The organism is Oikeobacillus pervagus, from assembly GCF_030813365.1.
GTDB lineage: Bacteria > Bacillota > Bacilli > Bacillales > DSM-23947 > Oikeobacillus > Oikeobacillus pervagus.
The window spans coordinates 1-11,369 of sequence record NZ_JAUSUC010000066.1; the positions used below are offsets into that span (position 1 = coordinate 1).

At 39.1% G+C, this 11,369-nt stretch carries 8 protein-coding genes, 9 tRNA genes and 1 rRNA gene; 17 read left to right on the top strand and 1 reads right to left on the bottom strand.

All coding sequences use genetic code 11. The annotated features are described in order from the left end of the window. The first annotated feature begins 203 nt into the window (after positions 1 to 203). The 11 genes from rrf to rocF all read left to right on the top strand — a co-directional run bounded on the left by rrf (position 204) and on the right by rocF (position 2,459). Positions 204 to 320, top strand: a 5S ribosomal RNA gene (gene rrf / locus J2S13_RS15520). A 10-nt stretch (positions 321 to 330) separates the two neighbouring features. Beyond that, positions 331 to 405, top strand: a tRNA-Asn gene (locus tag J2S13_RS15525). 2 nt (positions 406 to 407) lie between these two features. Continuing rightward, positions 408 to 480 (top strand) — tRNA-Thr (locus J2S13_RS15530). Positions 481 to 498: 18 nt separating this feature from the next. Continuing rightward, positions 499 to 573 (top strand) — tRNA-Glu (locus J2S13_RS15535). Between the two features lie 33 nt (positions 574 to 606). Next, positions 607 to 682 (top strand) — tRNA-Val (locus J2S13_RS15540). A 3-nt stretch (positions 683 to 685) separates the two neighbouring features. Continuing rightward, positions 686 to 761 (top strand) — tRNA-Thr (locus J2S13_RS15545). Between the two features lie 15 nt (positions 762 to 776). Continuing rightward, positions 777 to 861, top strand: a tRNA-Tyr gene (locus J2S13_RS15550). Positions 862 to 868: 7 nt separating this feature from the next. Continuing rightward, positions 869 to 943 (top strand) — tRNA-Gln (locus tag J2S13_RS15555). 198 nt (positions 944 to 1,141) lie between these two features. After that, positions 1,142 to 1,214 (top strand) — tRNA-Lys (locus tag J2S13_RS15560). Positions 1,215 to 1,219: 5 nt separating this feature from the next. Next, a tRNA-Gly gene (locus tag J2S13_RS15565) sits at positions 1,220 to 1,291 on the top strand. Positions 1,292 to 1,559: 268 nt separating this feature from the next. After that, positions 1,560 to 2,459: an arginase gene (gene rocF / locus J2S13_RS15570; RefSeq protein WP_307258752.1), complete on the top strand. Its 900-nt coding sequence runs from the start codon at positions 1,560 to 1,562 to the stop codon at positions 2,457 to 2,459. 125 nt (positions 2,460 to 2,584) lie between these two features. Here the strand turns inward: rocF and J2S13_RS15575 are convergent, their stop codons facing one another. Then, a complete protein-coding gene (locus J2S13_RS15575; RefSeq protein ID WP_307258753.1) occupies positions 2,585 to 2,746 on the bottom strand; it encodes an aspartyl-phosphate phosphatase Spo0E family protein in 162 nt (53 codons plus the stop codon). 226 nt (positions 2,747 to 2,972) lie between these two features. Between J2S13_RS15575 and sigW the strand changes: the two genes are divergently transcribed. The 6 genes from sigW (at position 2,973) to glmS (ending at position 10,559) form a co-directional block, all read left to right on the top strand. After that, positions 2,973 to 3,536, top strand: coding sequence for an RNA polymerase sigma factor SigW (gene sigW / locus J2S13_RS15580; RefSeq protein WP_307258755.1), 564 nt, complete (start codon positions 2,973 to 2,975; stop codon positions 3,534 to 3,536). A gap of 17 nt (positions 3,537 to 3,553) precedes the next feature. Then, complete coding sequence (locus tag J2S13_RS15585) at positions 3,554 to 4,159, top strand: anti-sigma factor family protein (protein ID WP_307258757.1); 606 nt, start codon at positions 3,554 to 3,556, stop codon at positions 4,157 to 4,159. 377 nt (positions 4,160 to 4,536) lie between these two features. Next, positions 4,537 to 5,373 (top strand): diadenylate cyclase CdaA, encoded by an 837-nt coding sequence (gene cdaA, locus J2S13_RS15590; protein WP_307258759.1) that lies wholly within the window; start codon positions 4,537 to 4,539, stop codon positions 5,371 to 5,373. After that, on the top strand, positions 5,366 to 6,676 hold the full coding sequence (locus tag J2S13_RS15595; RefSeq protein ID WP_307258760.1) for a CdaR family protein: 1,311 nt from the start codon (positions 5,366 to 5,368) through the stop codon (positions 6,674 to 6,676). Before cdaA ends, J2S13_RS15595 begins: the two co-directional genes overlap by 8 nt. Positions 6,677 to 6,704: 28 nt before the next feature. Next, positions 6,705 to 8,051 carry a phosphoglucosamine mutase gene (glmM, locus tag J2S13_RS15600; protein WP_307258761.1) on the top strand — a complete coding sequence of 449 codons (1,347 nt, stop codon included), beginning with the start codon at positions 6,705 to 6,707 and terminating at the stop codon, positions 8,049 to 8,051. Between the two features lie 705 nt (positions 8,052 to 8,756). Next, complete coding sequence (gene glmS, locus J2S13_RS15605) at positions 8,757 to 10,559, top strand: glutamine--fructose-6-phosphate transaminase (isomerizing) (protein WP_307258762.1); 1,803 nt, start codon at positions 8,757 to 8,759, stop codon at positions 10,557 to 10,559. Positions 10,560 to 11,369 lie beyond the last annotated feature (810 nt).

Here is an 11,369-nt window from a genome sequence, read left to right on the forward strand (position 1 = left end):
AGGTTCGAGGTGGAAGCATGGTGACATGTGGAGCTGACGAATACTAATCGATCGAGGACTTAACCAATTTTACGTTTCAGATGGCAACTCGGAAACTTGGAATACTTCATTTATTATCTAGTTTTGAGGAAATAATTTTTAATATAATTATTGACTTTTCTGGAAAAGAATATATAATTATACTTGTCCTTAATGGATTTTTGTCTGGTAATGATGGCGAAGAGGTCACACCCGTTCCCATACCGAACACGGAAGTTAAGCTCTTCAGCGCTGATGGTAGTTGGGGGCTGTCCCCCTGCAAGAGTAGGACGTTGCCAAGCAAATCATTATTCCGCAGTAGCTCAGTGGTAGAGCTATCGGCTGTTAACCGATCGGTCGTAGGTTCGAATCCTACCTGCGGAGCCATTGCTTCCATAGCTCAGCAGGTAGAGCACTTCCATGGTAAGGAAGAGGTCACCGGTTCGAGCCCGGTTGGAAGCTTTAATAAATTTTATTTGTGGCCCGTTGGTCAAGCGGTTAAGACACCGCCCTTTCACGGCGGTAACACGGGTTCGAATCCCGTACGGGTCACCATTCAATTTTCCAATACATATTGAACATGATTATGGAGGATTAGCTCAGCTGGGAGAGCACTTGCCTTACAAGCAAGGGGTCGGCGGTTCGATCCCGTCATCCTCCACCATATGCCGGCCTAGCTCAATTGGTAGAGCAACTGACTTGTAATCAGTAGGTTGGGGGTTCAAGTCCTCTGGCCGGCACCATTGAATATACTAGCCGGAGGGGTAGCGAAGTGGCTAAACGCGGCGGACTGTAAATCCGCTCCCTATGGGTTCGGCAGTTCGAATCTGCCCCCCTCCACCATTTATGTTGGGCTATAGCCAAGTGGTAAGGCAACGGACTTTGACTCCGTCATTCGTTGGTTCGAATCCAGCTAGCCCAGCCATTTTATCTTTTTATCGAGTGTATCTAATTTTTTAACCCATTTCTTTACCATTAGAAGTTTGGTAAAGGGCTTTGGTTATTTTTTTTGCTCTTAAAAGGTTTAGAAGTCTTCCGCTATGTAGTATGAGTTTGAAACATATTCATCATTCATCGACCTTTGTTAGGTAAATTGGAAGTTGTAGGTATATTTATATTTTATGAGCCATTAGCTCAGTTGGTAGAGCATCTGACTTTTAATCAGAGGGTCGAAGGTTCGAGTCCTTCATGGCTCACTTTTGCGGAAGTAGTTCAGTGGTAGAACACCACCTTGCCAAGGTGGGGGTCGCGGGTTCGAATCCCGTCTTCCGCTTTACAATCAATCGTTTGTTTAAAAATAGGCGTTCCTGTTTTGATATGCAGGAGCGTCTTTTTTGTTTAGGAGACTATACGCTGTGTTTCCTTTATATCAGTCGAAAACTACGAAATGAGCAAGACGTTTGCGTTTTTGTTATGTTAAGATCCAGTTATACGAATTGCTCTCCAATTTGCATATATATTCAGAAAATTGTGTGGTTGAGTCAGATATGACTATGTATGTAAAATAAAGGTTAATAATAGGGTAAGGAGGGGGATTTTAGATGAAGAAAAAGATTTCTATTATTGGTGTGCCGATGGATTTAGGGCAAATGCGTCGCGGGGTTGATATGGGGCCTAGTGCTATTCGTTATGCGGGTGTAGTGGACCGTTTGGAACAACTAGGATACGAGATTGAGGATTTAGGGGATATTGAGATAGGAAAACCAGACCGGGATATAGGAGAAACCGTAAATTTACGGAATTTGAAAGCGGTTGTAGTGGCGAGTAGGAAATTGGCTGACCAAGTTGATCTTGTTGTGCAAAAAGGCAATTTCCCGTTAGTTCTTGGAGGGGATCACAGCATTGCCATTGGTAGTTTAGCAGGCATTTCAAAGCATTATAAGGACTTAGGAGTAATTTGGTATGATGCACATGGGGATTTAAATTCATCAGAAACCTCTCCTACAGGTAATATTCACGGAATGCCACTCGCTGTTAGCTTGGGTATTGGTCATCCCCATTTAACATTTATAGGGGGATATGCACCAAAAATAAAGCCTGAAAATATTGTCATTATAGGAGCGAGATCTCTTGATAAAGGGGAGAAGGAACTCATCAAGGATAAGGGGATTAAAGTGTATACGATGCATGAGATTGATCGGTTAGGGATGACAAAGGTTATAGAGGAAACGATTCATTATTTGAAAAATAAAACAGATGGTGTTCATCTTTCACTAGATCTGGATGGTCTAGACCCAGCTGATGCACCTGGTGTTGGGACTCCAGTCATAGGAGGGGTGAGTTATCGGGAAAGCCATCTAGCAATGGAAATGTTAGAAGAAAGTAAGATCATCACTTCGGCAGAGTTTGTGGAAGTGAATCCAATCTTAGATGAAAGAAACAAAACCGCTATAGTGGCCGTTGCGTTAATGGGTTCATTATTTGGAGAAAAACTATTATAAAAAAATAGGGTAGTTAAAATACACATAATTTGGTAAAATGAATAATTGTTTATATGTATTTGATTTCTATAATACAAGTGAAACACTGGATGAATTTTAAGCAGCAGTCCTTATTGGTCTGCTGCTTAAACCTTTTGTTTCATTTCATATTCATTTAAAAGTTGATCCAGTCTTTCACTTTTTTCTACGACTCCTAAATTTGTAAAGGAAGTTTCCATTGCCAAAAGCACCATTTCTTTTCTACACTGTTCAATTTCTGATAAAAGATCTTGTAGTGCGAAACTCATATTGATCACCACAATTTCAATTTTTTTGATAAGATTGGTATTCAAGAAGTGGTTTGACTTGTAATGGTCATCTTGTTGAAATATATACTACTACTAATATACCCTTTTTGAAAATTATGTAAACAGTTTTGTGTGAATTTGGTATGATAAAATTAAAAACTTTTTTTTGAAACCAAATAGAACATTTTACGTATAGATAGATAACCGCTAGGGCGGAGGTATAAAAATGGATGTAATTGTAAATAGAAGAATTAAGCAAGTAATGAAGGGTGACCAAAATGCTTTTGGTGAAATTGTTGAATTGTATAAAGATAAAGTGTTTCAAATTTGTTATCGAATGTTGGGGAATCGCCACGAAGCTGAGGATATCGCACAAGAAGCTTTCCTTAGAGCCTTTGTAAATATTCACCGTTTCGATTTGAAGAGAAAGTTCTCCACGTGGTTGTATCGAATTGCCACAAACCTTTGCATCGACAGAATCCGAAAGAAAAAGCCAGATTTCCATTTAGATGCTGAAGTAGAGGGGACAGAGGGCTTGACAATGTATTCACAGATTGCTTCAAAAGATCGGTTACCGGAAGAGGAAGTTGAGGGATTAGAGCTACAAGAAGAGATTCAGAAAGCAATCTTAACATTATCAGATAAATACAGGTCCATTATTGTATTAAGATATATTGAAGAATTATCTTTAAAAGAAATATCTGATATTCTGGACTTACCATTAGGTACTGTCAAAACAAGGGTGCACAGGGGACGAGAAGCCCTAAGAAAGCAATTGCGGAATTTATAGTGAGGGGATGAGTGAATATGAAATCTTGTCCAAAAGAAATCATAGACTATATGCATGATGATTTAGATGGAGAAATAAATGAAGCCCATCATCATGCCCTAATTGAACATTTAGAAACATGCGAAGATTGTAAACAGCATTATTATGAACTGAAAAAGACAGCTACTCTTGTTAGAAGTATTTCTCATATACAAGCACCAAAGGACTTCACAGACAATGTTTTAGCAAGGCTTCCAAAGGAAAAAAAGAAAATTGGATTTCAACGATGGTTCCAACAACATCCCTTTTTAACAGCGGCCTCTTTATTCCTTATTTTGATGATGGGAAGCTTCTTCACTACTTGGAAGCAAGATCAACAACTTGCTTTTACTCATAACCCTAATTTAGTCGTTGATGGGAATACGGTTGTTGTTCCGGAAGGAGAAGTGGTGAAAGGAGATTTAGAAGTTAGAAATGGTAATGTACGAGTTGAAGGTGAAGTCCAAGGGGATCTCACAGTTATCAATGGAGAAAAATATATGGCATCGGCAGGAAAAGTAACAGGTGACATCGAAGAAATTGATGCAGCCTTTCAATGGCTTTGGTATGAAATAAAAAAGGTGATCGTGAAAGTCGTGGATTAATATAGGACACGAAAATCTACCGAGTAGTTTCTTAATCTACTCCTAAAGATCTAAACAATTTAGACGACGTGGAATGAGAGAATGAAGAGAATGAACTTTCTTTTTTCATTCTTTTTTTTGATAAAAGGAAGTATGATATAATGAATTGAACTTTCGTCAATGAAGTCTATTTACTGTCTGAAAGTTGTACGCCCATTACGCCACAACTAAGTGGCTTTCGTCCGACGAGAGACGCACGGTCCTTCGTTGCATCTAGCGGGTGTTTACATTAAGTGACAAACTTTGAGGTGAGGACCCGTTAATGCAGGATAAAAAGAAAATCTAGAAGAAATGCGCCTCTTTATGGCTTTATTCGATTACATAATGGAGGATGTAATATGCCGTTTTTAAGCTATTTTGAGGGTTACACTTTATTGGACTATTTGTCTAATGTTTTAGATATATTGCTTGTGTGGTTTGTGATTTATAAATTGATTATGGTCATCCGTGGAACGAAAGCTGTTCAGCTACTGAAGGGTATATTTGTTATAGTGGCTGTGAAAATTCTAAGTGGTGTATTAGGTCTGAAAACATTAAGTTGGATGATGGAAGCTGCACTAACATGGGGGTTTCTAGCCATAATCATTATTTTTCAGCCTGAGTTGCGTCGTGCCCTCGAACAATTAGGAAGAGGAAGGCTTTTTGCTCGAACCGCTATTCTAGAGGATGAAGGACAACAAAAGTTGATTGAAGCCTTAATTAAGGCGGTGAACTATATGGCGAAGCGTCGGATTGGTGCATTGATTTCTATCGAACGTGAAACGGGGATGAGTGACTATATCGAAACTGGAATTCCGTTAAATTCCGAGATTTCCTCAGAATTATTAATTAATATTTTTATTCCTAATACACCTCTTCATGACGGTGCCGTAGTAATCCAAAGAAATCAAATTGCAGCAGCGGCTTGCTACTTACCCTTATCAGAGAGTCCCTTTATTTCAAAAGAATTAGGAACGAGACACCGGGCGGCACTCGGTATCAGTGAAGTAACTGACAGTTTAACGGTTATTGTATCGGAGGAAACAGGTGCTGTGTCCATCACAAAAAATGGAGAATTATATCGGCAACTATCACCAGATGAATTTAAATCATTACTAGAGCATGAATTACTTAATTCTTCAAAAATAACTTCCTCAACTCGATGGAATTGGAGGGGGAAGAAATCCAATGAATAAATTAGATCAATTTATGGAGAGTCCTTGGTTTATGAGGGTAGTTGCTCTTTTACTAGCCATCCTACTCTACACATCTGTTAGTTTTGAGGAAGTCGATTTAAAAAAGAAAGAGACGAATACTGGTAAGGGAACGGTTGAAACGATCGGTAATGTTCCAGTGCATGTCATCTATGATTCCAAAAATTTAGTTGTTTCAGGGGTTCCACAAACGGTTAGTGTAACGATTGAGGGACCAAGAAATATTGTTCAATCAACGAAGAACTTACAGAATTTCAAAGTGTTTGTCGATTTATCAGATATTGGGATAGGAGAGCATGAGGTTCCGATCAAGTATGATAATATATCCGATAAACTTAAGGTCAAATTAGAACCTGCTTTTGCTAATGTATCTGTACAAGAAAAGGTAACAAAAGAATTTAAAGTAGAAGCTGAGTTCAATAACTCGATTCTAGCTGACGGCTTTCAAGTTGAAAGTTTATCCGTTCAACCAAAGCGCGTAAGAATTACTGGAGCAAAAGATGTGATTGATCAAATCAGTTATGTCAAGGCAACCCTGGATGTAGATCGACCAGTTGATAAAGAAACAACAGGTGAGGCAAGGGTTCGAGTGTTAGACCGGGAGCTAAATAAATTGGATGTTGCGGTTGAACCTGAAACCGTACGAGTTACAATGAATGTAAAAAATCCAAGCAAAAAAGTAGAAGTGAAAGTAAAAGAAATGGGCTCACCCCCTTCAGGAGTGAAAATTACTGAAGTGGTTCCTGAACCAAAAGACATTACGATCTATGGAAAAGAATCTGTGTTAGAAAAAGTTGAGAGTGTCGAAGTGAAAGTGGATTTAAGTAAAATAAAGGAAAGTAAAATAGTAGAAGTTCCAGTCGAATTACAAGAGGGATTAACGTATTCTTCCCCTAAATCTATTAAAGTAAGAGTGAATGTAGAAGGAAGTGAAGTAGCAAAAGAAGAGGTAGAAAAGGTAGAGGAAACAAAACCATTAGATGGGAATATGGTCAAGAACTTTTCGAATGTTCCAATCCAAACGAGGGGACTAAATAATGCCTTCCTTCTAGCATTTCTTCCAGCTGATTCCGGTAACGTGAATATGACGGTGACCGGAATCAAAAGTGTAATGGAGAATGTCTCTGAAAAAGATTTGTCTGCCTATATTGATGTTACAGGCTTAACCGTCGGAGAACATCAAGTACCTATAAAGGCAACCAGTCCTAAAAGTACAGAATTTACATTATCAAAAGATCAAGTAACGGTAGAAATAAGTGATAATTCAAATCGTCATGATACATGATGTTTCTAAAAAAGGAGCGATGTTTGCAATGGGTAAATATTTTGGTACTGATGGCGTGAGGGGAGTAGCGAATACAGAATTAACTCCAGAATTAGCGTTTAAATTAGGCCGATTAGGTGGGTATGTCCTGACAAAAGATTCGGAAAGACCAAAAGTGATTATTGGTCGTGATACGCGAATTTCAGGCCATATGTTAGAAGGAGCCCTTGTTGCCGGTCTATTATCAATTGGAGCTGAAGTGATGAGATTAGGTGTCATTTCAACTCCTGGGGTTGCTTATTTAACAAAAGCACTAGGAGCTCAGGCTGGAGTGATGATTTCTGCTTCTCATAATCCAGTAGCTGATAATGGCATTAAATTTTTTGGACCAGATGGATTTAAACTATCAGATGAACAAGAAAATGAAATTGAAGAACTTTTAGACCTAAATGAAGATACATTACCGAGACCAGTCGGTGGAGATCTTGGACTAGTCAGTGATTATTTTGAAGGTGGACAGAAGTATATTCAATACTTAAAGCAAACGGTTGATGAGGAATTTTCTGGTATACATATTGCTTTAGATTGCGCTCACGGAGCAACTTCTTCCTTAGCAACCCATTTATTTGCTGATTTAGATGCAGATATTTCTACAATGGGTGCCTCTCCCAATGGGCTAAATATTAACGACGGTGTGGGCTCCACTCATCCAGATGCATTAGTCGAATTTTTATTGGAAAGAAAGGCAGATGTAGGATTAGCGTTTGATGGAGATGGAGATCGGTTAATCGCCATTGATGAGAAGGGAAATATTGTGGATGGCGACCAAATCATGTACATTTGCGCAAAGCATTTAAATGAAGAAGGCCAATTAAAAAAATCAACAGTTGTTTCTACTGTCATGAGCAATTTGGGCTTCCATAAAGGCTTGGAAGAAAATGAGATCCATGTCGTTCAAACAGCTGTTGGAGATCGCTATGTCGTAGAAGAAATGAAGAAAAATCATTACAATCTTGGTGGTGAACAATCCGGCCATATTATTTTCTTAGATTATAACACTACAGGTGATGGACTATTAACAGGGTTGCAATTAGTAAATATTATGAAGTTAACCAATAAGCCGTTATCTGAATTAGCTGCGGAAATGGAAAAATATCCACAGAAATTAGTCAATGTAAAAGTAACGGATAAGTATAAAGTAATGGATAATACGAAGGTAAAAGAAATAATTAATGAAGTAGAGCAGGAAATGAACGGAAATGGACGTATTCTTGTCCGTCCTTCTGGTACAGAACCTTTAGTTCGTGTCATGGCTGAAGCTCCAACAGAAGAGGAATGCTCTCAAATAGTGGAAAGAATTGCTAATGTTGTTCAAGAGGAAATGGGAATAGAGTAATGAAACGATATGCATAAAGGTCACGCTTTGGACTTTTATGCATATTTTAATAATAGCAATAAGAAAGGCAGATAAGGCGGCCACTTAGGATCATTGGATTAAGTAGGCAGATTACAGTCCCACCTATTCAACTGAAACTTTCACCCCTTAAAATTCACATTCTATTTTCCTGTTTTTTCTGAGACACTTTTTTTACCAATTAATTTCGTTGACGAATCCAAAAAAAATAGTGTATGATATTCCTGTTTTTAAACCATAATGGAATTCTTGAAAGGAGGACCGGTTTTCACATTTTTATATAAGCGCCTGAACTAAGCTAGACGAGAGCTTAGTTGACGAGGAGGAGGTTTATCGAAGGTTTCGGCGGATGCCTCCCGGTTGAAACGCACAACCGCTGGAAATTCTCTCTTAAAACATTGGGGTAACCTGATGGACAAAGGAAAGAATATGCGTAAGAAAGGAAGAGGTGGATTTCATTAGGTAATGGAGAAGTACTCGGCTTCGTGTCTTCATTTATTTTTTAAATAGAAATCAGACCTCTAACAACATTACAAGAGATAAGGGGCAAGAAAGTCATTTTTCCAAATAGTTGGCTTTCAAGAGTTCAAGGCTGGCTAATCTTTTTGAATGATTAGGCGGACGACTGAGCTTGTTGCCCTTGTTCCTGCTCAATGAACTCTTGCCTCTGATGAAGGAGGATATAATATGTGCGGTATTGTTGGATATATTGGTTGTAAGGATTCAAAGGATATTTTGTTAAAAGGTTTAGAGAGGCTTGAATATAGAGGATATGATTCTGCTGGTATTGCTGTGAAAAATAATGCAGGAGTATATGTCTTTAAAGAAAAAGGTCGGATTGCAGATCTTCGTAAAATTGTAGATTCAACGGTAGATGCGAATATGGGAATCGGTCATACACGTTGGGCCACTCATGGTGTTCCTAGCTTTGAAAATGCCCATCCACATCAAAGTGAATCTGCTCGTTTTACCCTTGTTCATAATGGCGTGATTGAAAACTATGAACAACTGAAAAGTGAGTATTTACAGGATACGCCGTTAAAGAGTGATACAGATACAGAAGTCATTGTTCAATTAGTAGAGGTTTTCGTGAAAGAGGGACTTAGCACAGAAGTAGCCTTTCGAAAAACCTTACAATTATTAATGGGTTCCTATGCCATTGCTCTGATCGATCGTGAAGATAATCAAACCATTTATGTAGCCAAAAATAAAAGTCCCCTTTTAATAGGGGTTGGAGATACATTTAATGTCGTAGCATCTGATGCAATGGCCATGCTTCAAGTTACGGATCAATTTATTGAGTTGATGGATAAAGAAATGGTGATGGTCACGAAAGAGAGTGTAACCATCCAAAACCTTGCAGGAGAGATCGTGGCACGTACTCCATATACAGCTGAATTAGATGTAAGTGATATTGAAAAGGGAACCTATTCCTACTATATGTTAAAAGAAATTGATGAGCAGCCATTCGTCGTTCGGAAGATTATTCAAAAATATCAAGACAATCATGGCGAACTGATGGTGGATGGTAAGATCATAAGCGCAATGAATAAAGCAGACCGCATCTATATTGTGGCATGTGGCACGAGCTATCATGCCGGACTGGTCGGCAAACAATTTATTGAAAAAATTGCAAATGTCCCTGTCGAAGTACATGTAGCAAGTGAACTTGGCTATAACATGCCCTTGCTACCTGAAAAACCGTTGTTTATTTTTATTTCTCAAAGTGGAGAAACAGCCGATAGCCGTGCTGTCTTAGTAAAGGTAAAGAAAATGGGTTACAAAGCCTTAACGATGACAAATGTTCCAGGATCTACACTTTCACGTGAAGCGGATTACACGATGCTGTTACATGCAGGTCCAGAAATTGCTGTTGCCTCCACAAAAGCCTATACAGCTCAAATCGCGGTTTTGGCGATTTTAGCAGAAGCAACCGCTAAAGCACGCGGCATCAATCTTGATTTCCGGTTAATTAAGGAACTGGGCATTGCTGCAAGCGCAATGGAAATTTTATGTGACATGAAGGAAGAGATGGAGCAAATCGCCCGAGAATATTTAGCGACAACACGCAACTGCTTCTTTATCGGTCGTTCTATGGACTATTATGTTGGATTAGAAGGAGCGTTGAAGTTAAAAGAAATCTCCTATATCCAAGCAGAGGGATTTGCCGGAGGAGAACTAAAACACGGCACCATCGCATTAATCGAAGACGGAACCCCCGTGATTGCCCTTGCTACCCAAGCCAATGTCAACTTAAGTATTCGCGGAAATGTAAAAGAAGTAACCGCCCGAGGCGCCAATCCATGCATCATCTCCATGAAAGGACTTGAAGCGGAAGAAGACCGATTCGTCGTTCCACATGTACACGAATTACTCACACCACTCGTCTCCGTCATCCCATTACAACTACTCGCCTACTATACAGCACTGCATAGAGGGTGCGACGTAGATAAACCACGGAACTTAGCGAAGTCAGTGACGGTGGAGTAGAGGAATTGAAATGAAAATTAATTTTTGTCTCTCTGTAAATAAGTTTTTCCCTCGTAATTCAAGTTCGTACCTGCTGTAAATAAGTTGGTACTGAACGGAGGGAAAGCGGGAGCAGATACAACATTAAGTATGCTTACTTCACCAGGATCGGGAGTCGTACCATCGGTACGATATCCCGATTTTTTGTTTGAGCGAATAATTGATCAAAGTGGGAAAAAGCCCGTATGACAACATTTGTGCTGAATAAGCAAGAGAAAAGAGCGGGAGGAAAAGCCTAAAAAAAGGCTTGATCCATCTTACTTTTCCTCACTGTTTTAATTGATTGTTAGGGAAGAACTTTATTTCATTTTACTCTTCTTTAACTCCTGTTTTTTATCGGTTTTCCTTCCCGAAAGGGTTGTTTTTGGGGTAGAACTTGAATTACAGAGTAAATGTATGAATATAGGGCGTGAGACCAAGCAGGACAAGGCTTTGAACGGGAAAAGAATAGGGTAGAACTAATTTACGTAGGAACAATTTTTATCTCCCTGCTAAATTCCACTTCCCCATGCTAAAAAGTCGGTACCCACTGCTAAATAGTTGGTATCCAGAGCAGAAGGAAGAGTGAGGGAAAAAAGAGCAGGCGAACAATATGTACTCAATCATTTTTCAATCGTAAAATCAATTATATTTCAGGCTGGATCCAATAGTGGTCCAGTCTTTTTGTTTGTGCGCCTGTCTAAAAATAATAGTACCGCTTCTTAAACAATAACAACGTTCCTTAAATAAAAAGAACGTTCCTAAACCGAAGGTTACCTGATCCAATTCAGG

What these genes read in the sequence shown, in the direction of transcription:
- J2S13_RS15585 (WP_307258757.1), top strand. Translation starts at nt 3,554, where the DNA reads ATGAAATCTTGTCCAAAAGAAATCATAGACTATATGCATGATGATTTA.
- J2S13_RS15575 (WP_307258753.1), bottom strand. Translation starts at nt 2,746, where the DNA reads ATGAGTTTCGCACTACAAGATCTTTTATCAGAAATTGAACAGTGTAGA.
- glmM (WP_307258761.1), top strand. Translation starts at nt 6,705, where the DNA reads ATGGGTAAATATTTTGGTACTGATGGCGTGAGGGGAGTAGCGAATACA.
- cdaA (WP_307258759.1), top strand. Translation starts at nt 4,537, where the DNA reads ATGCCGTTTTTAAGCTATTTTGAGGGTTACACTTTATTGGACTATTTG.
- glmS (WP_307258762.1), top strand. Translation starts at nt 8,757, where the DNA reads ATGTGCGGTATTGTTGGATATATTGGTTGTAAGGATTCAAAGGATATT.
- J2S13_RS15595 (WP_307258760.1), top strand. Translation starts at nt 5,366, where the DNA reads ATGAATAAATTAGATCAATTTATGGAGAGTCCTTGGTTTATGAGGGTA.
- rocF (WP_307258752.1), top strand. Translation starts at nt 1,560, where the DNA reads ATGAAGAAAAAGATTTCTATTATTGGTGTGCCGATGGATTTAGGGCAA.
- sigW (WP_307258755.1), top strand. Translation starts at nt 2,973, where the DNA reads ATGGATGTAATTGTAAATAGAAGAATTAAGCAAGTAATGAAGGGTGAC.